This is a genomic window from Sphingobium sp. FG58, from assembly GCF_057809055.1.
The window spans coordinates 160,424-183,626 of record NZ_JBMDJF010000005.1 but is presented as its reverse complement, the minus strand read 5'-3'; the positions used below and the strand labels follow the sequence as shown (position 1 = coordinate 183,626).

General features: G+C 63.2%; 19 protein-coding genes. 3 read left to right on the top strand and 16 right to left on the bottom strand.

The genetic code is table 11. From position 1 onward, the window contains the following. Nucleotides 1–2 precede the first annotated feature (2 nt). The 7 genes from ACODR8_RS08810 to ACODR8_RS08780 form a co-directional block, all read right to left on the bottom strand. Nucleotides 3–3,143: an amidohydrolase family protein gene (locus ACODR8_RS08810; protein WP_489006897.1), complete on the bottom strand. Its 3,141-nt coding sequence runs from the start codon at nt 3,141–3,143 to the stop codon at nt 3–5. Between the two features lie 2 nt (nt 3,144–3,145). Beyond that, on the bottom strand, nt 3,146–5,902 hold the full coding sequence (locus ACODR8_RS08805; protein WP_489006896.1) for a TonB-dependent receptor plug domain-containing protein: 2,757 nt from the start codon (nt 5,900–5,902) through the stop codon (nt 3,146–3,148). 263 nt (nt 5,903–6,165) lie between these two features. Then, nucleotides 6,166–6,948 (bottom strand): metallophosphoesterase, encoded by a 783-nt coding sequence (locus ACODR8_RS08800; RefSeq protein ID WP_489006895.1) that lies wholly within the window; start codon nt 6,946–6,948, stop codon nt 6,166–6,168. A gap of 21 nt (nt 6,949–6,969) precedes the next feature. Next, nucleotides 6,970–7,524 carry a dCTP deaminase gene (gene dcd, locus ACODR8_RS08795; protein ID WP_489006894.1) on the bottom strand — a complete coding sequence of 185 codons (555 nt, stop codon included), beginning with the start codon at nt 7,522–7,524 and terminating at the stop codon, nt 6,970–6,972. A 7-nt stretch (nt 7,525–7,531) separates the two neighbouring features. After that, the gene (locus ACODR8_RS08790) at nt 7,532–7,990 is read right to left on the bottom strand and encodes a cytidine deaminase (RefSeq protein WP_489006893.1); all 459 of its coding nucleotides are present in this window, start codon (nt 7,988–7,990) and stop codon (nt 7,532–7,534) included. Next, nucleotides 7,987–8,655, bottom strand: coding sequence for a GH25 family lysozyme (locus tag ACODR8_RS08785; protein WP_489006958.1), 669 nt, complete (start codon nt 8,653–8,655; stop codon nt 7,987–7,989). Before ACODR8_RS08785 ends, ACODR8_RS08790 begins: the two co-directional genes overlap by 4 nt. Before the next feature lie 29 nt (nt 8,656–8,684). Further along, nucleotides 8,685–9,167 carry a UPF0262 family protein gene (locus ACODR8_RS08780; protein WP_037488349.1) on the bottom strand — a complete coding sequence of 161 codons (483 nt, stop codon included), beginning with the start codon at nt 9,165–9,167 and terminating at the stop codon, nt 8,685–8,687. A gap of 122 nt (nt 9,168–9,289) precedes the next feature. On the opposite strand from ACODR8_RS08780, the gene ACODR8_RS08775 reads away from it, so the two are divergent. Continuing rightward, entirely contained in the window at nt 9,290–10,777 is a 1,488-nt protein-coding gene (locus tag ACODR8_RS08775) for a replicative DNA helicase (RefSeq protein ID WP_489006892.1), read from the top strand. A gap of 104 nt (nt 10,778–10,881) precedes the next feature. Here ACODR8_RS08775 and ACODR8_RS08770 read toward each other — a convergent pair whose 3' ends face one another. Both ACODR8_RS08770 and ACODR8_RS08765 read right to left on the bottom strand, forming a co-directional pair. Further along, nucleotides 10,882–12,681: a DUF885 domain-containing protein gene (locus tag ACODR8_RS08770; protein ID WP_489006891.1), complete on the bottom strand. Its 1,800-nt coding sequence runs from the start codon at nt 12,679–12,681 to the stop codon at nt 10,882–10,884. Between the two features lie 36 nt (nt 12,682–12,717). After that, nucleotides 12,718–13,629: a beta-1,6-N-acetylglucosaminyltransferase gene (locus tag ACODR8_RS08765; protein ID WP_489006890.1), complete on the bottom strand. Its 912-nt coding sequence runs from the start codon at nt 13,627–13,629 to the stop codon at nt 12,718–12,720. 478 nt (nt 13,630–14,107) lie between these two features. On the opposite strand from ACODR8_RS08765, the gene ACODR8_RS08760 reads away from it, so the two are divergent. Both ACODR8_RS08760 and ACODR8_RS08755 read left to right on the top strand, forming a co-directional pair. Continuing rightward, nucleotides 14,108–15,094 (top strand): magnesium transporter CorA family protein, encoded by a 987-nt coding sequence (locus tag ACODR8_RS08760; protein ID WP_489006889.1) that lies wholly within the window; start codon nt 14,108–14,110, stop codon nt 15,092–15,094. Nucleotides 15,095–15,116: 22 nt separating this feature from the next. Continuing rightward, complete coding sequence (locus ACODR8_RS08755; RefSeq protein WP_489006888.1) at nt 15,117–15,824, top strand: hypothetical protein; 708 nt, start codon at nt 15,117–15,119, stop codon at nt 15,822–15,824. Between the two features lie 4 nt (nt 15,825–15,828). Here ACODR8_RS08755 and ACODR8_RS08750 read toward each other — a convergent pair whose 3' ends face one another. The 7 genes from ACODR8_RS08750 to ACODR8_RS08720 form a co-directional block, all read right to left on the bottom strand. Beyond that, nucleotides 15,829–16,614 (bottom strand): phosphoadenylyl-sulfate reductase, encoded by a 786-nt coding sequence (locus ACODR8_RS08750; protein WP_489006887.1) that lies wholly within the window; start codon nt 16,612–16,614, stop codon nt 15,829–15,831. Continuing rightward, nucleotides 16,607–17,047: a DUF934 domain-containing protein gene (locus ACODR8_RS08745; RefSeq protein WP_489006886.1), complete on the bottom strand. Its 441-nt coding sequence runs from the start codon at nt 17,045–17,047 to the stop codon at nt 16,607–16,609. The genes ACODR8_RS08750 and ACODR8_RS08745 overlap by 8 nt, the downstream gene beginning before the upstream one ends. A 140-nt stretch (nt 17,048–17,187) precedes the next feature. Beyond that, nucleotides 17,188–18,819 carry a nitrite/sulfite reductase gene (locus ACODR8_RS08740; RefSeq protein ID WP_489006885.1) on the bottom strand — a complete coding sequence of 544 codons (1,632 nt, stop codon included), beginning with the start codon at nt 18,817–18,819 and terminating at the stop codon, nt 17,188–17,190. 3 nt (nt 18,820–18,822) lie between these two features. Continuing rightward, the gene (locus ACODR8_RS08735) at nt 18,823–19,119 is read right to left on the bottom strand and encodes a DUF2849 domain-containing protein (RefSeq protein ID WP_489006884.1); all 297 of its coding nucleotides are present in this window, start codon (nt 19,117–19,119) and stop codon (nt 18,823–18,825) included. Next, on the bottom strand, nt 19,116–19,928 hold the full coding sequence (gene cobA / locus ACODR8_RS08730) for a uroporphyrinogen-III C-methyltransferase (RefSeq protein WP_489006883.1): 813 nt from the start codon (nt 19,926–19,928) through the stop codon (nt 19,116–19,118). The genes ACODR8_RS08735 and cobA overlap by 4 nt, the downstream gene beginning before the upstream one ends. Before the next feature lie 73 nt (nt 19,929–20,001). Continuing rightward, nucleotides 20,002–21,435: a succinylglutamate-semialdehyde dehydrogenase gene (astD, locus tag ACODR8_RS08725; RefSeq protein WP_489006882.1), complete on the bottom strand. Its 1,434-nt coding sequence runs from the start codon at nt 21,433–21,435 to the stop codon at nt 20,002–20,004. A gap of 352 nt (nt 21,436–21,787) precedes the next feature. Next, the gene (locus ACODR8_RS08720) at nt 21,788–23,173 is read right to left on the bottom strand and encodes a protein adenylyltransferase SelO family protein (protein WP_489006881.1); all 1,386 of its coding nucleotides are present in this window, start codon (nt 23,171–23,173) and stop codon (nt 21,788–21,790) included. Nucleotides 23,174–23,203: the final 30 nt, after the last annotated feature.

Below are 23,203 nucleotides of genomic sequence, written 5' to 3'. Positions count from 1 at the left end.
GATCAAACATGCGCCACCGCATGACCGGCGCAACAGGCCGCCCGGCTTGCTTCCACATATTCAGCATCGTGCCACCAGATATGCTGGTGCGCATCGGCCAGCATCGGTAGCACGGGCGTCACATCCGCTTGCGGCCTGGCTTCCACGAACGGGGCCATCAGTGCGTCAGGCGTATGGACCACGCCGTTCGCCACGACCTGCCGCACATTGGCGACCGTACTGACATCCTTGAGTGGATCGCCCTCCACCAGAATCAGATCCGCCAGCATCCCGCGCGCGATCCGGCCGATTGGTTCGTTCAGAAATTCGCCGGACCAGCGCGTCGTCATCATCAGGGCGTCGAGCGGGGACACGCCATATTTCACCATGCCGCGCAGGTTGAGGTGCAGGCTGATCGCGGTCAGGTCGATCGGGGCGTCGGTGCCGGACAGGGGGTGCCATCCTGCCGCCAGCATCTGTTTGATCTGCGCCACCTGCCGCTCCAGTGACGCCAGCATGATCGGGCCGCCTTCGCCCGACATGGCCTTCACCCGCCCGGTCAGCTTTGCGAACTCCCATGACGGATAGAGGGTCGTGATCCGGGGATCGCGGGTGAAGCTGTCGTCCAGCCCCAGCAGCGCAGTGGCCGCGAACAGGGTCGGGGTGCGCCCGGCCTTGGCGGCTGAGAACAGGTCATTGACGTCATGATAGCCGCCGCCCAGCGCCGTTACCGTGCGCGAATAGCCGTAGCGGTTGGTCGCGCCGGTATGTTCCATGCAATCCATGCCGCTGTGGAGCGCGGGATAATGATAATGGGACGACAGGTGCATCCCCATGCGGTGGGAGGCGTCGACTACCTCCTTCTGCGTGTCGTGGCGCAGGCGGACATAGGTTTTGACCATGTCATAATCGAGCAGCCGCGCCCGCTCCAGCTCCAGCGCCATCTGTCCCGGCTCGGTCACCGGGCGCATGAAATTGTAGAAGATGCGCCCGCCGTCGATCGCTTCGCCGGTGGCGTAGTGGCGCGCCGCAATCCGCTTGCCGCTCTGGATCGCCTCGCGGTCCTCAACCATATGATAGGCTGGGCAACCGGGGGATCGGGTCGCGGTGATGCCCATCGCCAGCCACAGCCGCCCCATCCGGTCGCCATAGCCATAGCCCGCCATCTGCCGATGGGTGTGCATGTCGATGAGGCCCGGCATCAACGTCAGGTCTGGCGCGTCGATGAAGCGGGCATTGGCATCGGACGGCGCGCCCCCACCGTGCGGCGTGACCGCGGTGATGACGTTGCCGTCGATCACCACGTCCACGCCGCTCTTGTAGGTCGAGGACAGGGCGTCCCAGACCTTGCCAGCCCTGATGACGGTGCGACCCGAAGGCTTGGCATTGGCCCATGTCAGGCGGCATGGCACAGTCTGTGGCTTGCCGCCTGTGACCGGCACCAATCGCAATTTTCCGCCGCTGAGATACAGGATGGAGCGTGAATCGCCGCTCCAGCTTGGCGCATCGGCCAGGTCCGTGCTGACCTGGCGCGGTGCGCCGGTGAAGCTGCCGTCCGGCGCGACCGGGGCGACCCACAGCGTGCTGGCGAACACAAAGGCCATCGCCTTGCCATCGGGCGACCAGACCGGGCCGTCATGCCCGCGCGTGCCGAGCGACTTGCCATCGAACACCGGGCGATAGGTGCCTTTGCCCGTGGCCAGATCGACCGACAAGATCTGGCTCGATCCCTCGCGATAGCGGCCCGTCACCGGCTTGAACGCGGCATAGGCGATGGTTTGGCCATCCGGGCCGAAGCTTGGCCGCCCCGGTTCCCAGATCGCATCGAAGCGTTTGCGCACGGTGCCGGTCGCGACCTCGACCGTATGGAGCGCGCCTTCCTGATCCAGAAAGGCGATCAGCGTCCCGTCCTGCGACCAGCTGCCCCAGGCGACCGCCTTGTCGGGGATATTGGTCAGCTGCCGTTCTTTGCCCGTGCTGACGTCATGCAACCACAGGTCGAGCGTCCCGCTGCGGTCGCAACTATAGGCGATCGTCCGGCCATCGGGCGACCAGGCCGGATCGCATTTGTGGAAGGCGTCGCCGACGAGGATGCGGGGCGCGCCGCCGACGGGCATCAGATACAGATCATTGAGCGCGGCAAAGACGATCTGCTTGCCATCGGGCGAGAGCATTGGCGCGGCGATGCCGACCACGGGTTTTGGCGTGGTGGAGGTGAAGTCTCGCGCCTTTTTGCTGTAATCGAGTGTCGTGACCGGCACTTGCGTCGTGAACGGCACCACGCTCGCCTTGCCATTGCGCCAGCGCCGCAGCTTGCCGCCGGAGCCGTAGAGGATCGCGCCGTCTGCGGTGAAGGCGGGGCGGAAGGGGTAGAGATCCTCTCCGGCGATCACATCCTTGCCATTCACCACCAGCGTCACGGACCCCGGCTGGACGCGGGTATAGGCGATGCGCCCGTCCGGGGCGAAGGCGGGGGCCATGATCGCGGAAGGGTTGAAACGGTCGGGGGAGGGCGGCACCGACGCCACCTCGGTCACCGCGCCGGTTGTAACATCTGCTAAGACCAGTTTCGTGCCGCCCGCGACATAGGCGATGCGCTGGCCATCGGGCGACCAACATGGTTCGCTGTCGTTGGTTATGCCTTTGGACAGCGGCGTCACCCGGCCCGACGCCACCTCCAGCAGATAGATGGCATAGCGCCCGTCGGCCCGGTCGCTGGAAAAGGCGATGCTTTTGCCATCGGGCGACCAGCGCGGTTCGCGATCGTCGAGCAGTCCGTCGGTATGCTGGCGCATGTCGCCGCCATCGGCCGCGACCGACCAGATGTGGAAATTGCCGCTGCGATAGGATTGGAAGGCGATGCGCGCTCCGTCGGGCGACCAGTCGGGCTGGGCGAGATCGTCAAAATCCCCGGTCAGCCGCTTCAGAGGACCACCCGCGACCGGCATCGTCCATAATATGCCGAGCAGATCGAAGGCGATCCGGCTGCCGTCGGGCGACAGGGTCAGGGCGACATTGGTGGCGTCCTCGACGCTCACCATCGTCTCCTTACCCGTTGCCGGGGCGCGGGCATCGCCCACCGCCCCGGCGCTCCCCGCCGCCAGCAAGCCGATCCCGCCCGCCGCGATCGCCTCGCGACGGCTGACGCCCGATCTGATCGTCATGCTCAGAACTCCAGGTTCAGGCGGCCATAGTAGAAGCCCCCGCTTATGCCGTAGGGCGCATAGGTGTTATAGAGAAAGCCGACGAACTGGCTTACCGGTTTCAGTTTGTTGGGATAAGTGTTGAGCAAGTTGTTTGCGCCGACCGACAACTTGACGCCCTTGGTCAATTTATAGCCGATTTCGAGATCAACGATGACCTTCGGCTTCAGTTTTTCGTCCACAAAGTCGCGGAAGCAGACAGGGCTCACGACATTGACTGCGCAAGCCGTAAAGTCGGCGGTGTGGAATGCCGTGGCGTTTGCGCGCTGGACGATCTTGCCGAAACGCGTCGCGCGCAGGTTCATATTGAAATCGTCCTTTTCCCACAGGACGTTGGCGATGAATTTGTTGCGTGGTGTGCCCTCAGTCAGGTCTCCCTGCTTGGTTCGGCCGATCAGGGCGAGGCCCGATGCGGCGATCGGTCCGGGGACAGGGTCGATATGGGTGAAGATGGTCTTGTTGAAATTTGCCGAAAGACTGATCGTTGCTAGACCCATGTCGCCCAGCCCCGCGCGATAGGTGCCGACGATGTCGAGGCCGCGTGTCCGCGTGTCGGCGGCGTTGGAGAAGAGCAGTCCACCGGCAATCCCGTAAATGCCGGCCGCTTCCAGCGCGTTGATGACGACCGGACCGCTCAGCGTCTCGCTCAGCAGGATACGGTCCTTGATCTTGATCTGATAGGCATCGACCGTGATGTTCAGGTTCGGCGCGGGTGTCAGCACGATACCGGCGGAAAAGTTGACGGACTTTTCAGGCTTGAGCGGCACTGCGCCCAGTGCCTTGGCCGCCGCGCCCTCGACTGGCAACGCCTGCACCGGCAACAGTACGCTGACGCCATTCTGGACCACGCCGATGGTGGAGGATGACGCATAATGCTGCTGCTGCAAGGTCGGTGCGCGAAAACCGGTGCTGGCCGTGCCGCGGATGGCAAAGCCGCGCATCGGTTCGATGCGGAGCGACGCCTTGCCGGTGTCCGTGGTGCCAAAATCGGTATAGTCCTCATGCCGCCCGGCAAGGCCGAATTCCAGCCCCTCGACGATCTTGCCTTCCAGGTTGATATAGGCGCTCCAGTTGCTGCGGCTCCAACTCCCAGTGCCTTCCGGAACGAAACCCGTCACGCCTTGCGCGCCGACACCAGTGCGTTGCCGTCCTGCAAGCCAGGCACCAGGCGGCGATACATATTGGCCGTCGATATAGGATTCAGGATCGCCAGCCCCGATCATGAATTTATTTTTCTTATATTCTGCACCTACAGCAACGGATAACGGTCCGGCCAGGCCGATCTCCAATTCCTTGTTGAAATCCAGATTGTTGGTCCATTCGTCAAACCGGATCTTGCCCAGATAGAAGTTCGTCGGACTCGCCGTACCCATCGAAGGATTAAGCGATGTGGTCTGTTTATATTTGACCTCATTCTGCGAATAGGTGGAGCTAAGGTCGAAATGCACGCCTCCGCCAATTTCGCCGCGCAGGCCGAGCGCATATTGGAAATCCTCATCATAGACATGGATGCGCGGGATATAGCCTTCGGGATAGATTTCGATGATATTGTTGAGCGCGGCTGGTGTGCGATAGGTCAGCCAGCCAGCGGCGTGGCGCTTTGAATATGTGCCGAAGCTGTAAGCTTCCACGCTGCCACCCACTGGCAGCATGGCGTCGTAGCTGACATTGCCGCCGATGACTTCGGGCTGGCCAGCCTTGCCGCGATACCGGTCCAGATCAGGATCGTTGTTTCGCGGATCGCCTGTGGGATAATAGGCGCCGGTGATCGGAGATCCTTTAACCAGCGTTCCGGCCTGCAACACACCGTCGGCCGCAAGATGGAAATAGCCACCATCCGGGCCGATCGCGAAACCCTTGTCGACCTGCCAACGGCCTTGTTCGCCGCCATTGTCCGCCGTGCTGCCCAGCGTCAGTGCCGCGCCCCCAGCCGTGTCGTTCTTCAGGATGATGTTGACCACGCCCGCAATCGCGTCCGACCCATATTGCGCCGATGCGCCGTCGCGCAGCACTTCGATCCGCTGGATCGCATTACCGGGGATGAGGTCCAGGTCCGGCGGCGACTGGCCGTTCTGGACTGATCCGTTGATGAACAGCGTGGCCGAATTATGCCGCCGCTTGCCGTTCACCAGTACCAGCAATTGGTCACCGCCAAGGCCGCGTAGCGACAGGGTGCGCACCGCCCAACTGGCACCCGCGCCGTTGTTCGACACGTTGATCGACGGGACCAGCGTGCCGAGCAGATCGCGGACCGACTGCTTGCCGCTGGATTCCAGATCCTTGGCCCCCAATACGTCGATAGGCGCAAGGCTTTCGGCGACAGTGCGGTTGGTCGCGCGCGTACCGGTGACGATGATCGGCGTTGAATCCTCGATCGGTTCGGCGGCCGGGGCGAGGGCGGCCGGAGCGGCGCTGCCTGCGACGCTCGCCTGCGCGAACTGGAGCGCAAGGGGGCTGCGTCGCGCGACGCTGCGGTTGGCGGGGGCGGCAAGCGCGATGACGCCGACACCGGCCTGTTCCATCTTCAGGTCAGTACCCGCCAGCAGCCGCGCCAGCGCGTCCTGGGTTGAGAGCCAGCCCTGAATCCGGCGGCTGCGGATCGCCGCCACCTCATCATAGGGGAACAGGATGCGCACGCCCGACTGGGTCGAAAGCTGGCGCAGCGCGCTGCTGAGCGGCTGGACATGAATGTCGAACTTATGACGCTGGCTCAGCGCCAAATCCTGTTTTGCAGCTGCGAAAGCTTGGGAAGAAGGCACAAGGCAAGACGCCAGGCAAAGCCCGGTTAACGCATGAATAGCACGCATGATCTGTTCCCCTGGATGGCAGCATCTGGGCCGCTCTGTCCCCTTGAAACGAAGCAAAGGTAGCAATCCGCTATGCTTTTCCTTGGGCCATAACCATGGAATGTTTCTCAACAGCTTATGACTGATGCAGGCGCTATTTGGCGATGCTGCAACGCAAAAGATAAAGGAAAAACAACTCAGTCGTTGGTCTGGAGAAACCAGCGATCCGTGCCTTGCAGGCCAATCGCGGTCAGTCGCCCCGAATAATAGGCGCCGGTGTCGATGCCGATCCGGTTGGGCTGCAAATCCACATCATCCGTGATGCTGTGGCCATGCACGATCATCCTGGGATGCGCGCCGCCATGATCCAGAAATTCGCGCCTGATCCAGCGCAGGTCAGCGCCATTTTGCGCCTCTATCGGCACCCCCGGCCGGATCCCGGCATGGACGAACAGATAATCGTCCATTTCGACCTGATCGGGCAGGGCGTCCAGAAAATCGACATGGTCGCGCGGCACATGGTTGAGCATCCATGTCACAATCTCTTCATCGGTCATGACATGAAACAAGATCGGGTCCAGTCCGTAACTGGCCAGCGTGGCGGCGCCCTCCATCCGGCGAAAGACCGGCACCGCCCGCACTTCGCCCCGTGCCGCCAGGACGAAAATTTCCTCATGATTGCCCTTCAGGCAGCGCACATCGCCGCCCGATGCGACCATGGCCATCACCCGGTCGATCACCTGCCGCGAGGATGGACCGCGATCGACCAGATCGCCCAGCAGGACGATGTGCGGGGGCATCGCACCCCGCTCGGCATCATCGCGCGCGATCAGTATCAGCAGGGCGTCGAGCAGGTTGGCGCGGCCATGCACATCGCCAATCGCATAGACGCGGCGGTCGCCCACACTCGGCGGGGGCGATGCCTCAGTCGGCGTCCCGCGTGCCAGCCCCCGCGCCAACCATGTCCGCAACCATTTCATGGGCCACAGTCTGGCACGTCGTCACAGGCGCGGCAACGTCACGCCCTGTTGCCCCATATATTTCCCCGCCCGGTCGGCATAGCTGACCTCGCACGGCTCATTTCCTTTCAGGAACAGGAACTGGCACGCGCCTTCATTGGCATAGATTTTGGCAGGCAGCGGTGTGGTGTTGGAAAATTCCAGCGTCACATGCCCCTCCCAGCCCGGCTCCAGCGGGGTCACATTGACGATGATGCCGCAGCGGGCATAGGTCGATTTGCCGAGGCAGATGACCAGCACGTCGCGCGGCACCCGGAAATATTCGACCGTGCGCGCCAGCGCGAAGCTGTTGGGCGGGATGATGCAGCAGTCGGTCTTGCGATCGACAAAGCTGTTGGTGTCGAAATTTTTGGGATCGACGATGGTACTGTCAATATTGGTGAAAATCTTGAACTCGTCGGCGACCCGCGCATCATAGCCATAGGAGGACAGGCCGTAGCTGATACAGCCGTCGCGCCGCTGGCTCTCCACGAACGGCTCGATCATGGCGTTGGTCAGCGCCTGTTCGCGAATCCACTTATCCGACAATATCGACATGGGATGTTCAGTTCTTCCTGACAGGAGTGATGCCCAGGTCCGCCGGACCAAAGGCATGGGGCAGCAATGCTGCGACTGTATGTTCGACAATCTGCGCGCCGTCGGGCGTGGCGCAATAGATGGCCAGCGGACGTCCGGCCATCTGTTCGGCTTCGTTCATGACCTGGCGGCAGCGGCCGCAGGGGGTGACGATCGCCGTGCCAGCGCCGTCCATCGCGCCGCCGACCACGGCGATGGCGGCGACATCGGCGAAGCGTCCCTGCGCATTGACGGTCGCCAGCGCGACCGTTTCTGCACAGAGCGACAGGCCGTAACTCGCATTCTCGAAATTGCAGCCGGTCACGATGCTGCCATCGGTCAGCCGCACCGCCGCGCCTACGGCAAAGCGGCTATAGGGCGCATGAGCATTGGCCATCGCCGTGCGCGCCGCCGTCACCAGTTCTGCAATCTCTGCCTCGCGCGTCATGGCGCCACCACATCCCATCTGACCGGACCGTCGATCCCGTCGATATGCCGCATGTCGCTGGCTGTCCACATCACCCAGCGCCGCGTCGCATAATCGGGGGGGAAGAAATTGCCGTCCAGCCATAAGGTCCGGTTGATGCCGGAGCCGACATCATAACGCTTGTCGAAATCCTCGGTCACGTTGAGCAGCACCGTCTTGCCAGCATGGCTTTCGACCAGATTGACCAGCGTGTTCAGTTCCGACAGCAACAGGTCGCGGCCCGGTCGCGCGGTGCAGGCCGGGTCGAAGGCCAGCCGGATGACCGGGGGCAGGGCGGCATTGTCGCGCGGCACGGTGGTCATGAAACGGGTCGCCTGATCGCTGGCCAAGCGGCACAGGCTGAATTCCAGCATCGCGCCATAACGCATGCCCGCGCTACGCACCCCGCGCCAGTTGGCGGCGAAAGCGGGGTCGCGCCAGTCCGCCCCCTTGGCCGCGCGGATATAGGCGAAGTCCGCCCCCTGCGCTGCCAGCGTCCCCCAGTCGATCGGCCCATTGTCGGAACTGACGCTCAGCCCCTGCACCGGATAGTCGCCCCGGTCCGGCGCCCAGTTGCGGGCATAGAGGAACAGCGCCAGCGCCAGCACTGCGATCAGCGCCAGCGCCAGTCCGACGCGGACCAGCAATCCCCCCAAAGTCAGCCGCCCGATTGTCCTTACCCCTTGATATGCAACACGCAGATCAGCGTGAACAGGCGGCGGGCGGTGTCGAAATCGACCGCGATCTTGCCCTCCAGCCGCTCGCGCAGCATTTCCGCCGCGTCATTGTGAATGCCGCGCCGGGCCATGTCGACCGTCTCGATCTGGGCGGGCGAGGCATTGCTGATCGCCTGATAATAGCTGTCGCAAATGGCGAAATATTCGCGGATCGGTCGGCGAAACCGGCCCAGCCCCAGGATGATGGCTTCAAGCGCGCTGTCATCCTCGCGGTTAATCTCTATCACCAGCCGCCCGTCCTCGACCCGCAGCACGACCTTGTAGGGGCCGGCATAGCCGTCGGCATGAACGCGCTGCGGCGCGAACATATTATCCTCCAGCAGGTCGAAGATCGCGATGCGCCGTTCCTGTTCGACGTCGGCATTGCGCCACAGGATCGTCCGCTCGTCGAGCTTGATGTCTATGATGCGCGGGTCGGCCATATTGCGATCAGCCTCAGTGCGGCGGCGGCCCGCGAAATGCAAGCGGGAGTTATCCACAACGTCGATGCGTCGTTTCGACCTTGGCCCTTGCGCGCAGGCGGCGGGCGGAGGATTAGAGAGCCATGGTCGAACTGGTGAAAATGAATCCCGCCGCCGAAACCGGCGCGCCTGAACTCCCTCGCAATGTGGAGGCGGAAGCCGCGCTGCTCGGCGCGCTGATGATCGACAACCGGCTGGCGGAGGATGTCCAGCTCAAGATCAAGGCGGAGCATTTTTTCGAGCCGATGCATGGCCGCATCTATGACGCGATCATGAAGTTGCTGGACCGCGACATGGTCGCCAATCCGGTGACGCTAAAGCCGATGCTGGATCAGGACCCTGCGCTCAAGGAATTGGGCGGTGCCGGCTATCTGGCGCAACTGACCGGCAATGGCGCGGCGCTGATCGGCGCGCGGGACTTCGCGTCGCAGATTTACGATCTCGCTTTGCTGCGACAGCTTGTGAGTGTTGGCCGGGAACTGGTTGAAAATGCGATGGATACGAGCGAGGATGTCAATCCCCGCGAACAGATAGAGGCGGCCGAAGTCGCGCTCTACAAAGTGTCCGAAGGGGAGGGGGAAAGCGGATCGGTCAAGAGCTTCCTCACCGCCTCCACCGCCGCGGTGCAGGTTGCGGAACGCGCGCTCAACAGCGGCGGGCATGTGTCGGGGATCACCACCGGTATCAACAGCCTGAACGCCAAGATCGGTGGTCTGCACAATTCCGACTTGATGATCCTGGCGGGCCGTCCGGGCATGGGCAAGACCTCGCTGGCCACGAACATCGCCTATAATGCCGCGTCCCGTTGGCTGCGTGACAATGCCGATGGCATCCCGCCGGAAAAGAATATGGGGGCCAAGACCGCCTTCTTCAGCCTGGAAATGTCGGCCGATCAGCTGGCGACCCGCGTGCTGGCCGAACAATCGGGGATCAGCGGCGAAGCGCTGCGCATGGGCAAGATTAGCCGCGCCGATTTCCAGAACCTGTCCCGCGCCGCGCGCGAGTTGCAGGAACTACCCCTGTTCATCGACGATACGCCGGGCCTGACCATCGCGGCGCTGCGCACCCGCGCGCGCCGGTTGAAGCGCCGCCATGATGTCGGCTTCATCGTCGTCGACTATCTCCAGCTGCTGCAAGGGACGGGTCGCGGCAACGAGAATCGCGTCAATGAGATTTCGGAAATTTCCCGTGGTCTCAAGACCTTGGCGAAGGAACTTCATGTGCCAGTGCTGGCCCTGTCGCAGCTCAGCCGCGCGGTCGAACAGCGGGAGGACAAACGGCCCCAGCTATCGGATCTCCGCGAATCCGGCTCGATCGAGCAGGACGCGGACATGGTCTGGTTCGTGTTCCGCGAGGATTATTATGAAGCGGCCAAGGAACCCAAGGTCGAGGATGAAGCGGCCTATGCCATCTGGCGCGAAAATATGGACCGCATCTATGGCCTCGCCGAAGTCATCGTCGCCAAACAGCGTCACGGCTCCACCGGCCGCATCCGCATGAAATTCGACGCCCGCATCACCCGCTTCTCCGATGTGGCGGACGACAGCTATCAGGATCTGGATTACGAGTAAGCAACTCGGCAAACGTTTTTAAACCGTTCGCCCTGAGCTTGTCGAAGGGCCGTTCTTCTTGAAGAGAAGGACAAGGCTTCGACAGGCTCAGCCCGAACGGCGTTTTAAACGCCCATCTTCGCCCGCGCCGCGACCCGCGCTTCCAGCATCGATAGCGGCATCGCGCCTTCCTCAAGAATGGCGTGGAACTGCTTGATATCGAAGCGATCGCCCATCGCGGCTTGGGCTGCGGCGCGCGCCTTGCTCCATACGCCATGGCCGACCTTGTAGCTGGTCGCCTGGCCCGGCTGGGTGCAGTAACGCTCCACTTCACGCTGGCAGCGCGCCTGAGTGAAACCTGTCTTTTCAACCATATAAGCGGTGGCCTTCTCACGGCTCCATTGCTTTGAGTGAATGCCGGTATCGACCACCAGCCGCGCCGCGCGGAACAGGAAGGACTGGAGATATCCCGCTCGGTCGAGCGGGGTGGCATAGCCTTTCAGCTCGTCCGACAATTGCTCGGCATAGAGCGCCCAGCCTTCGCTATAGGCGCTCATGAAGGCGGTCTTGCGTAGCATCGGAATGTCGCCCGCCGTCTGCGCGGTCGAAATCTGGAGGTGATGCCCCGGCACCCCTTCATGATAGTTCAATGCGGGCAGCGTATATTTGGGCCAGTCGCCAATCGCCTTCAAATTGATGAAGAAGATCGCCGGGCGCGACCCGTCCAGCGCCGCGCGATTATAATAGCCGTTCGACGCGCCATCCTGAATCTCCACCGGCACCGCGCGGATTTCCAGCGGGGTGTCGGGGATGGTCGCAAAGGCCTGCGGCAATTTCGCCTGCATCAGCTTGGCTTCGGCATTGAGCGCGGCGATCAGGTCGGCGCGCCCCTGCGCCGTGTCGGGATAGACTTGCGACGGATCGGCGTTCAGCGCCGCCAGACGTTCGCCGATCGTCCCCTTTGTATAGCCTGCCCCTTGCAGGATCGTGTCGAGTTGCGCGCTGATATCGGCGACTTGCTCCACCCCCATCGCGTGGATGTCCGCCGCCGACAGGTCGGTCGTGGTCGCGCTCTTGAGCGCGGCGGCGTAAATCTCCTCGCCGCGTGGGGTGCGCCATATGCCATCGCCCGCCGCCGTCTTGCTGCGCAGCCCCTCGATCATCGCGATCTGCGCGTCGAGCGCTGGGTAGATGCTTTTCTCGACAATCGCCGCCGCCGGTCCCTGCCAGTCACCCGCTATACCCTTGGCCGCCGCGCGCTTGACCAGCGACTGGACCAGGCTGCTGCTGGCGGCAGGCTGATCGCGCAGCTTCTTCATCTGCCCCAGCGTCAGGTCGAGCGACCAGCCCGGCGCCAGATAGCCGCGCGCCGCCTCGTCCCGCTGCATCGCGCTGTCGGTGCGCAGGTTGCGCGCGAACGCCTCCAGCCGCGCCAGATAGGCGTCGCCATCGGCGGCTGCATTGATGGTGTGGGCGGTGTTCAGGAAATCGGGCGTCGAAAAATAGCTGCCGCCCTGCTGGAAGATACGATAGGGGCGCACTGCGCTGTTCAGGCCGAAAGTCGCCGGGGCGACCGTCTGCTGCCCAAGCGAATAGAGAATGACGTCAAGGTTCAGCCGCTGTGGAGCGGACAGGCTGGCGGACGTGAATCCCTCCAGTTCCTTGATCGCCGCCTGCGTTGCGGCCAGCCGCTTCATCATCGCCGACTTGCTATTGTCGTCCAGCTGGCTCTTGGCCCCGGCCCGCGCGCCCTTGTCCAGACCAAGGCTGGTGACGAAGCTGGGCGAGAGGTCCAGTTGCCGCTCGAAAATGGCGGTGAACGCCGCTGACAGCCGCGCATCGTCGCTACCCTGCGCGAAGGCGCGGGGGGCAGCGACGGCGATGGCAGCGGCGCCGGAGGACAGCAGAAAATCACGACGGTCCATGGCAGGGACTCCCTTATCTTTGAATAAGGGAGACTCTTAAGCCGCTGATGCGATCCGTCCAGAGGCTTGTAATATTGTTACGTGCGGTTCGGCCTGCTTCGGCAGCACCATGGCGGCGGGCGTCAGCAGATGCGCCTCCAGCAAGTCGAGGATATGGCTGTCCTCCTGTGCATCGAATTTGCGCGCGAACAGATCCGGGCTGAGCGTCAGCCGCAGCGCATCGCGCGTCACGAACGTCCGGGGGCGCAGCTTGATGTCGCCATCGGGTATCCAGTCGATCGTGCGCAGATCGTCATTGACCTGTTTGGCGGGGGCAAAGGCGTTCATCATCACGGTCTGGAAAAAGCCTTCGTCAGCAATCAGCGTGCGGCGGTAGAAATTCTTGAATTTCAGCGCGGCGGGGTCGCGGCAGACAAAGGCGCAGAAATCGCGGGTGACCGCCTTCCACTGCGTGCCGATATAGGGGGTGATCCCGGCCATGCGGCGGCGCGGGATGCCAGTGCGCACGATGCGGTTGAACGCTTCGATGAAATAATGGCTCAGCCGGTTCATCGTGTCGGGGCGGATCGCCTGTTGCGGGACGGCGCGGATGAACTCGGTGCCGTCATGCTGTGCCAGATAGTCGGCAATGTAAGCCTGCGATTTCAGCGGGAAATCCTGCCCGCTCAAGTTGATGAAATAGCGCCAGTCCGTGCCCATCTCCAGCAATTTGGCCATGCCGCGCAGTTCGGCATCGACCAGACTATATCCGCCCCACAACATCTTGCGCGAGGGCAGCATTGCGACATTGGCATAGGGTTTCAGGAATGCGGCAACATCTGCCTGCATCGTGGCACCCGACCGATGATCGACATGGATCAGATAATGATTGCCCGGCACATAGATGGCGCGGAACATCCGCTTGAACTGTTCGGGGAAGCGGTGGACGAGGATGAGATAGGCGATCATGCGGGGCACACTCCATCAGGCGCGCATTGGTCGGGTGACCGATGCGGTGCAGGTGTTTCCAGCCTTTTGGAAAATCATCGAAGCGACAGGTTCGACCGGCATAGGGGGTTCAGGTCGAAGCGAGGCCGCCCCGGCCATATGCCGAGAACGGCATATGGGGATGATGCACCGCGATTCTTAGGGGGGCCTATGAATGAGCAGGGACAATGCGGCGTTTGGCATATGAATGTAATATTATTACCAATTCCTGGTCGATTAAATCGTCAAACACGCTGCCGGAGCGAATTGACAGGCGCTGTCGATCGACCCATATCCACCTCGCCGGGCCGAGTCTCGCGCGACCCTTTCAAGGACAAACCCCATGGACCCCGACAGTAGAAGTCGATCTAGCCGTCCGATAGCGTCAGTGGGTCGCTAAGGGGTTATCCCCGTCATCCCTCCTGAAGCTGTCGGCTCATCGATATTCAGGAGATAATCTATGTTCACCGCTTTTGCGCGTGAGGCTGACCGCCTCATCGCCCTCGATCTCACGCATATGGATCGCGATGTCGCGCATCCGCCCATCCTGTGGGCTGATATGGTCCGGCCGGAGGCGGCCGATGCAGCGCAGGTTTCCGCGCTTCTGGGCATCGACATTCCGACATTGCAGGAAATGGAGGAAATCGAACCGTCCGCCCGCCTCTATGAGGAGGATGGCGCGCGCTTCATGACCGTTCCCGTCGTATCGGGGCCGGACGGTGAAGCGCCGGTCCTTGCGCCCGTAACCTTCATCCTGGGCGCTGCGAGCCTGATCACGGTTCGGCATGTCGAATCCCGGCCCTTTGATCTGGTCATCGCCCGCCGTCTGCGCAGCAATGGCGCGACGACGGCAGAAACGCTGATGCTCGACCTGATGGAAGCGATTGTCGATCGCCTCGCCGACATATTGGAACGCAATGCCGGTCAGTGCGACGCCGTCTCACGCGAGGTGTTCGCGCACAAGGCGGCGGGTGGCCCCGGTGGCGGCGCGGAATCGCGTGATCTGGAAGCGGTGCTGGGGCGCATTGGCCGGGAGGGCGACCTGCTGACCAAATTGCGCGAATCGCTGGTCGGGCTGGCACGGCTGCTATCCTATTGGAGCGCGCGCAGCCCCCGCGCCGACCGCGACCTGCGCGACCGGATCAAGACGCTGCAACGCGACGTGCAGGCGTTGACCGATCATGCGTCCTTTCTGTCGAGCAAGGTCAATTTCCTGCTGGATGCGACGCTGGGGCTGATCAATCTGGAGCAGAACCAGATCATCAAGATTTTCACGGTCGCGGCCGTCGCCTTCCTGCCGCCGACACTGATCGCGTCGATCTACGGCATGAATTTCGACTATATGCCCGAACTGCGCTGGCATTTGGGCTATCCGTTCGCGATTGTGCTGATGATCATCTCGTCGGTGCTGCCCTTCGTCTATTTCCGCAAGCGCGGCTGGCTCTGAGTCAGGCACGAGGGGGCATGTCATGCGGAAAATCCTCACGCGACGCGCGGTCGCGCGCACCACGCTTGTCGCCTGCCTGATCCTGCTGCCCGCGCGGCTGATGGCTGGCGGCGGCGCTCATGCGGTCGATGATGCCGGTGTCGAAACGCCCGGCGATTGCCATCTGGAAAGCTGGACCAGCGATCTGGGACGCGGGCAAAGCCTGCTGAACTTTGGTCCCGCTTGCACTCCTGCTACTGTACCGACACTGGAACTGGGCGCGACGATCCAGCGGCTGGGCCAATCGGGCAAGGGGCAATGGCTGGTCGGACCGGCACTGAAATGGGCGGTGCGCAGCGGCGGCGGCGCGCCGGGGGAGCGTGTGGGGATCGCGCTGGCCGGTTCTGTGCTGGTCGATGCGCGGTCGGGGCAGTTGGACAGTGCATCCTTGTTCGTGCCGTTCACGCTGACGCCGATCAATCGGGTGAGCGTGAACGTCAATATGGGCATGGGCATTGTACGTGGTGAGCGTGCGCATCTGCTCTACGGCGCACAGATACTATATAGCGCGACCGACCGGATCACTCTGATGGCGGAAACCTATGGCCGTCATGACCGGTCGATTGGCGTTCAGGGCGGCGTGCGCTGGACATTCGATCGTGGCCGGATGGACATCGACCTGCTGGCCGCGCGCCCGCCGGGCCGCGGCCAACCGGCTGCCTTCACCCTGGGCTTCACCGTCCGACGATAATTTGTCAGAATACCGGCATGTTTGCAGGATCTTCGGGGTCCACCACCGGTATGGGCGTGACGGGCGAGTGGATGCCGCATTCCACCTTGTCCCAGCCGCGCCAGCGGCCCGCGCGCGGGTCCTCGCCCGGCTGCACCTTGGACGTGCAGGGTTCGCAGCCGATCGACAGATAGCCCTGGGCTTCCAGAGGGTGGCGGGGCAGGGCGTGTTGCGCGAAATAGGCCTCCAGATCATCCTTGGTCCAGTCGCCCAGCGGATTGATCTTGAGCCGCCCGTCCTCGACCTCGAAACGGGGCAGGTTCTGCCGCGTGACCGACTGGAACGCCTTGCGCCCGGAAATCCAGGCGTCGAGGCCATCCTTGGCGCGCTTCAACGGCTCGACCTTGCGGATGTCGCAGCAGCCATCGGGATCATAGGACCAGCGAAGGCCGGTCTCGTCCTTCTTGGCGATCACCTCGGCGATCGGCGTCACGGTGCGGCTGTCGGTAAAGCCGAAAGCGTCGATCAGCGTGTCGCGATAGGTCAGGGTTTCGGCGAACATCTTGAGCGTATCGACGAAGATCACCGGCACGGTCGGGTCCGCCTGCGCCACCAGATGCAGCAACACTGCGCTTTCGGTGCCGAAGGAGGATACGACCGCGACATTCCCCGCCAGCCCTTCGGCAAAGACAGTCTTGAGCATGTCCAGCGTGCCGACACCGTCAAACCGCGCGTTGAGCGCGTCCGCGTCACCCTGCGTAAAGGCGGGGCGGGCGTCGATGATGTCGAGCGTGCGGGCGGCTTCAGCCATTTTGTGTCTCCGGGTGCCGCTTGGCCCAAATGGGCGCGCGGCCGTCGATCGTCTTTTGATAGACTTGCGTATAACGATTGAGCGCGCGATCGACGGCGGCATCGTCCAGCGCCTTGGCGGGATGGAAGCTGTCAAAGCCGCAGCGGCGCATGGCCACGATCTGATCGACCAGCACGTCGCCCACCGCGCGCAATTCGCCGGTATAGCCCGCTTCCCGCACGATCCGCGCCGCCGAATAGCCGCGCCCGTCGCCAAAACCGGGGAAATTGACCTCGATCAGCGAGATGCGATCGAGATGGGGCAGCAATTCGCGGGCATCCTCGCCCGGTTCGATGCGGACGGCGGTGGCATTGGACTGGCCGGTGAAGGATTCGACCGTCACGGCGGGTTCCTGCGTGGACTCGCCGTCGCGGAAGGAGAGAAATTCAACCATCTTAAAACCGCTCCATGCCAACACCATCGTCATTCCCGCGAAGGCGGGAATCCATCTCCCACGCTATCGACCGACGCAAGGTTGGGAGATGAGTTTCCGCCTGAGCGGAAACGACATAGATTTTGTTGTGAGACGACAATTCAACCATAGATCGCCTCCTTGAAGGGCTTCATGCCGATGCGGCGATAGGTGTCGAGGAAGCGTTCGCCGCTCTCCCGCTCGGCGAGGTAAATGTCGGTGACCTTCTCAATCGCATCGACCACGCCATCTTCGGAAAAGCCCGGCCCGGTGATCTGGCCCAGCGAGGCATCTTCCGCGCCCGATCCGCCGAGCAGCAGCTGGAAATTTTCCACGCCGCGCCGGTCCACGCCCAAAATGCCGATATGCCCGGCATGATGATGGCCGCAGGCGTTGATACAGCCCGAAATTTTGAGCTTCAGTTCGCCAATCTCCGCCTGCCGCTCTGCCGCGGCAAAGCGTGCCGCGATCTTCTGCGCCAGCGGAATCGACCGTGCATTGGCGAGCGCACAATAGTCGAGGCCAGGGCAGGCGATGATGTCGGTGATGAGGTCCAGATTGGCCTCCGCCAGACCCGCCGCGACCAGCTTCTGCCAGATGGCGTAAAGGTCCGCCTTCTTCACATGGGGCAGCACCAGATTCTGCGCATGGGTGACGCGCAGTTCATCGAACGAATAGGCTTCGGCCAGGTCCGCGACCAGACCAATCTGTTCCGCCGATGCGTCGCCGGGGATGCCGTCAATCGGTTTCAGGCTGATATTGACGATCGCATAGCCGGGTGCCTTGTGGGCCGCGACCTGCCGGTCGACCCACAAAGCGAAGGCCGGGTTGCTGCGGTCAATCTCGTCGCTCAGGCCGCTCTCATAGGCGGGCGCGGCGAAGAAGGCGCGAATGCGGGCCAGTTCCTCGACCGGCGGATTGAGCCCCAGTTCACGCATATGCGCAAACTCTTCCTCGACCTGCCGCTTATATTCTTCGACGCCGATTTCATGGACCAGGATCTTGATCCGCGCCTTATATTTATTGTCGCGGCGACCATAGCGATTATAGACGCGCAGGCAGGCTTCCAGATACGAAATAATCTCATCTTCGGCCACGAAGTCCCTGATAAGCGGCGCAACCATAGGCGTGCGCCCCATGCCGCCACCGGCATAGACTTCCGCGCCAACTACACCGTCCCGCTCGACCAGTTTCAAACCAATGTCATGCAGCCGCATCGCCGCGCGATCATCGTCGGACGCGATCACCGCAATCTTGAACTTGCGCGGCAGATAGGTGAATTCCGGGTGGAAGCTCGACCATTGGCGCAGCAATTCGGCCCAGGGGCGCGGGTCCGCTACCTCGTCGGCGCTGACACCGGCATATTGGTCGGACGAGATATTACGGATGCAATTACCGCTGGTCTGGATGGCGTGCATCTCGACCGTGGCCAGTTCGGCCAGGATATCGGGCGCATCGGCCAGCTTGATCCAGTTATATTGGAGGTTCTGGCGCGTGGTGAAGTGGCCATAGCCCTTATCATATTTGCCCGCAATCTCGCCCAGCTTGCGCATCTGCTTGCCCGACAGCGTCCCGTAAGGAATCGCGACGCGCAGCATATAGGCGTGCAGCTGGAGATAGAGGCCGTTCATCAGCCGCAGCGGCTTGAACTGGTCCTCGGTCAGCGCGCCGGTCAGGCGGCGCTGGGTCTGGTCGCGAAATTCCTCGACGCGGGCGTCGACGATGGCCTGGTCATAGCTGTCATAACGATACATGGTTCAGATCACCCACTTGCCGATGTCGGCTTCGGTTGGTTGTTCGACTAGGTCGGGGCGCACGGTCGGGCCGAAGGCGCGGATGCGGTCCTTGATATGGGCCGGGCGCACGCCATCCTCGCCAAGGGTCGCGTCGATCACATAGGCGCCGACGACCCGCAGCGCGGCTTCTTCGGCGCGCGCCAGATCGTCGCCATGCGTGCCGACATCGGCCGCATCGCCCACCTGCCGCGACCAGCCATCGCCCGCCCACCAGATGACGTCGCCCGATGCCAGATCATTACCCGTCAATATCTTCACGAACGCATCTCCGCCCCATATTCCTGTCTTTGCGCCCACCCCGCCAGCACGTCCTGTGCCAGCGCATAGCGCGCCACTTCACCCACGACGATCAGCGCCGGGCTGACCACCGCTTCACGTTCCACCATGTCGCCAAGGTCGGCGAGCAGGGTGCGCAGCGTGCGCATATCGGCCCGCGTGCCATTTTCCAGCACCGCGACCGGCAAAGCTGGCGACACGCCGTCGGCAATCAGCTTGTCGGCAATCTGCGCCGCCGTCGCCACGCCCATATAGATGACGAGCGTGCGGCCCTTGCCCGCCAAGCCCGACCAGTCCTGATCGCTTAATCCCTTGCACTGGCCCGCCACGAAGGTCACCGCGCTCGATGCGTCGCGATGGGTCAGCGGCAGTTGCGCCTGCGCCGCACTGCCGATCGCCGCGCTGACGCCCGGCACGATCTCCACCGGCACGCCTGCCGCGCGGCAGGCTTCCATTTCCTCGCCGCCCCGCCCGAAAATGAACGGATCGCCGCCCTTCAGCCGGACGACAGACTCGCCCGCCAGCGCAAAGCGCACCAGCAGCGCGTTGATCGCCTCCTGCGGCATCGAATGGCGACTGCGTTGCTTGGCGACGCTGATCAGCTCCGCGTCTGGCGACGCCAGCGCGAGAATCTCGTCCGACACCAGCCCATCGTGGACGATCAGCCGCGCGTCGCGGATCAGCCGCACCGCCTTGATCGTCAGCAATTCCGGGTCGCCCGGCCCCGCGCCGACCAGATGGACGGTAGCGGGTTGAACAGGATCAGATACAGGGTCAGCCATGCTCGCCATGTGGACAAGGTGCAGGCGAAGTTCAATTCAGAATGGGTATGCCGGGGATTAGGAAATCTTGTCCGGGCAGGCGTCAATCGCCCATCGCGCTGATATCAATGTCCTTCAGCCCGACGCCGATCGACGCGCGCGGCTGCTCGATTTCCGCCGACACGACCGGATAGGCGCAATAATCGGCGGCATAATAGGCGCTTGGCCGGTGATTGCCGGAAATGCCGACACCCCCGAACGGCGCGGAGGAGGATGCGCCATTGGTCGGCCGGTTCCAGTTGATGACGCCCGCGCGGACATTGGCCCAGAACTGGTTATACTGGTCGGGCGTCCCGCCAACCAGCGAGGCGGACAGGCCGTAGCGCGTATTGTTCGCCTCCGCGATCGCATCGCCAAATTCGGCGACGCGGATCACCTGCAATAATGGCCCGAACAGCTCGACATCGGGCCGTTCCGTCATGGCGGTGACGTCGATGATCGCGGGGCTGACGAAGGGCAGGCCCTTTTTGGGCCGCACCATATGTTTGATCGGCTTGCCGCCATTGCTCATCAGCCACAGGAAACTCTCGGTCAGCCCGTCAGCGGTCGGATTGTCGATCACCGGACCCATATAGGGGGTCGGGTCGGCATGGGGATGATCGACGATCAGCCTGTCGGCCAGCTTCTTGACCTCCGCGATGAAGGCGTCGGCGATACTCTCCTTGACGATCAGGCGGCTGGCCGCGGTGCAGCGCTGCCCGCTCGACAGGAAGGCCGACTGCACCACCAGCACGGCGGCGGCGTTGATTTCGGGCGTATCCCACACGACGATGGGATTGTTGCCGCCCATCTCCAGCGCCAATATCTTCGATGGCTGCGCGGCAAATTGCCGGTTGATCGCAATGCCGGTCTGCGCGGACCCCGTAAACAAGATGCCGCCGACATCGGGATGCGCGGCCAGCGCCTTGCCCGCGTCCGGTCCGCCCAGCAACAGCCGCATAGCCTCGATCGGCACGCCAGCCTCATGATAGAGCTTCACCAGCATCTCGCCCACCGCAGGCGTTTTCTCCGACGGCTTGAACACCACCGCATTGCCCGCCAGCAGGGCCGGGACGATATGGCCATTGGGCAGATGGGCAGGGAAATTATACGGACCCAGCACCGCCATCACGCCATGGGGCTTGTGCCGCACCGATTGTCGCGCGCCGAGCGCCGCCTCCAGCCGCTTCTGTCCGGTGCGTTCGGAATAGGCCGCGACCGAAATATCGACCTTGGCCATCACGCCCGCCACTTCGGCATGGGCGTCCCATAGCGGCTTGCCGGTTTCGCGCGCGATCAGGTCGGCCAGCGCATCCTCGTTCCGCCGCACGACATTGACGAAGCGCCGCAGCGTCTCGATCCGGTAGGCGATGGGCTGCGCCGCCCAGCGCGGCCACGCCGCCCGCGCCCGCGCAACCTCCGCCTCCACATCCCCCGCCTCGCCCTGCCAGAGCAGGACGCCGGTGGCGGGTTCATGGGATGTCAGGGTTGCGGCCATGGCGCTGATATGACGGAAAAAGGTTAAGGAAGGAAGGGGGCGGGGCGGGCGGCATGAAGCGGGAATTTTCTCAACCCGTCATTCCCGCCAAAGCGGGAGCCCATCTCTCGTCACACAATTGGATCGCGGGATGCACGATGGGTCCCCGCCTTCGCGGGGATGACGGAGGTGGGTGGTTAGGGGACGGTCCGGTTTTCATGCCCCTCCCGTAAACGGGAGGGGCAGCGAGACTTAATGAGCGGAGCGAATTTAGTCGCAGCGGGGTGGGCCAACGCAACCTTGCGCAAGCCCACCCCCTAGCCCCCTCCCGCCTGCGGGAGGGGGGACATGTCCGTTCATCGCCAACCCATCATCAGGCTACCCCATACGCCGCGCCCATCCGCCTTACCGCCGCGACCTTCGCGTACAGCGGCCCCCAGTCATCCCCCTCCGCAATCGCCGCCCAGATCGCCTCGACCTCGTCAATATGCATCGAGCAGGGCGCTTCGTCCGCCCAATAGTCATGGTCCCGCGCGCCCGGCACAGCCTCAAACCCAGCGACGGCCGCGCGAAACGCGCCCCAGGCCGCGTCGCTATATTCCACGCCTTCGCGCTGAACCCCGCCTCGCCAGTCATGGAAAAACCGGTCGATCCCGGTCCCGGTCGTCACCATGCCCTGCACCGCCGCCTCTATCATCGCGCTCGTGCCGTCCCCCGGCAATACGCCCAGTCGCCAGCAAAAGCGCCGTGCCACCGCTTGCGCGTAGAGCGCAGGGAACCGCTCCAGCTGCGCGATCAGCGGTTCGGCCTCGACCAGCGCGCGCAGCGACACCGCCAGTTGCGCGACGTCCCAATGGATCGCTTCGGCCTGCCGCCCGAACGCATAGAGGCCCTGATGATCGAAATAGGCGGCGGTAAAGCCTGCGTCCCACAAGGGCGTGAAGCGCCACGGGCCATAGTCGAAACTCTCGCCCGTCACGTTGATATTGTCGCTGTTCAGAACGCCATGGACGAACCCCGCGATCATATAGCTGGCCGCCAGATCGGCTGTCCGTTCGACCACCCGGCCCAGCAGTTGCGCGGGTGGATTGTCGCCCGGTTCCTCGTCATAGAGCCGCGTCAGGGCATAGTCGGTCAGTCGTTCCAGCAGCGCCTTGTCCTCATGAAAGGCCGCCCGCTGGAAGCTACCGATGCGGATATGCGAATGGGACAGGCGCACCATCGCCGCTCCGCGCGTGGGTGATGGTTCGTCATTACGCTCCAGCGCCTCGCCCGTCTCGATGATCGAGAAGGTGCGGGACGTCGGCACGCCCAGCGCCTCCAGCATCTCGGTCGCCAATATCTCCCGCACCCCGCCCTTCAGCGTCAGCCGCCCGTCGCCAAAGCGGCTATAGGGCGTCTGGCCGCTCCCCTTGGTGCCAAGGTCCATCAAGCGGCCCGCATCATCGCGCAGTTGCGCGAACAGGAATCCGCGCCCGTCGCCAATGTCGGGATTATAATGGCGGAACTGGTGGCCATGATATTTCAGCGCCAGCGGCCGTGGCAGCGATCCCTCCAGCGGCGCGAACCGCCCGAAATGCGCGATCCATTGGTCATCGCTCAGCCCGTCCAGACCCACCGTGGCCGCCGCCCGGTCGTTGCGGAAGCGCAGGATCGTCTGGGGGAAGTCGGCTGCGCTCACCGGATCGGCGATGTCGGGCATCAGCGCATCGATTTCGCTGGCGGGGCTGTATTTGGCGGCTTGCGGGATATGGTTCATAAGGCGATATGGGGGAGCGACACCTAAAGG

Bases quoted from the DNA above. Each gene is read 5' to 3' on its own strand.
- ACODR8_RS08810 (WP_489006897.1), bottom strand. From the start codon at position 3,143: ATGACGATCAGATCGGGCGTCAGCCGTCGCGAGGCGATCGCGGCGGGC.
- ACODR8_RS08800 (WP_489006895.1), bottom strand. From the start codon at position 6,948: ATGAAATGGTTGCGGACATGGTTGGCGCGGGGGCTGGCACGCGGGACG.
- dcd (WP_489006894.1), bottom strand. From the start codon at position 7,524: ATGTCGATATTGTCGGATAAGTGGATTCGCGAACAGGCGCTGACCAAC.
- ACODR8_RS08790 (WP_489006893.1), bottom strand. From the start codon at position 7,990: ATGACGCGCGAGGCAGAGATTGCAGAACTGGTGACGGCGGCGCGCACG.
- ACODR8_RS08780 (WP_037488349.1), bottom strand. From the start codon at position 9,167: ATGGCCGACCCGCGCATCATAGACATCAAGCTCGACGAGCGGACGATC.
- ACODR8_RS08775 (WP_489006892.1), top strand. From the start codon at position 9,290: ATGGTCGAACTGGTGAAAATGAATCCCGCCGCCGAAACCGGCGCGCCT.
- ACODR8_RS08770 (WP_489006891.1), bottom strand. From the start codon at position 12,681: ATGGACCGTCGTGATTTTCTGCTGTCCTCCGGCGCCGCTGCCATCGCC.
- ACODR8_RS08765 (WP_489006890.1), bottom strand. From the start codon at position 13,629: ATGATCGCCTATCTCATCCTCGTCCACCGCTTCCCCGAACAGTTCAAG.
- ACODR8_RS08760 (WP_489006889.1), top strand. From the start codon at position 14,108: ATGTTCACCGCTTTTGCGCGTGAGGCTGACCGCCTCATCGCCCTCGAT.
- ACODR8_RS08755 (WP_489006888.1), top strand. From the start codon at position 15,117: ATGCGGAAAATCCTCACGCGACGCGCGGTCGCGCGCACCACGCTTGTC.
- ACODR8_RS08750 (WP_489006887.1), bottom strand. From the start codon at position 16,614: ATGGCTGAAGCCGCCCGCACGCTCGACATCATCGACGCCCGCCCCGCC.
- ACODR8_RS08745 (WP_489006886.1), bottom strand. From the start codon at position 17,047: ATGGTTGAATTTCTCTCCTTCCGCGACGGCGAGTCCACGCAGGAACCC.
- ACODR8_RS08740 (WP_489006885.1), bottom strand. From the start codon at position 18,819: ATGTATCGTTATGACAGCTATGACCAGGCCATCGTCGACGCCCGCGTC.
- cobA (WP_489006883.1), bottom strand. From the start codon at position 19,928: ATGGCGAGCATGGCTGACCCTGTATCTGATCCTGTTCAACCCGCTACC.
- astD (WP_489006882.1), bottom strand. From the start codon at position 21,435: ATGGCCGCAACCCTGACATCCCATGAACCCGCCACCGGCGTCCTGCTC.
- ACODR8_RS08720 (WP_489006881.1), bottom strand. From the start codon at position 23,173: ATGAACCATATCCCGCAAGCCGCCAAATACAGCCCCGCCAGCGAAATC.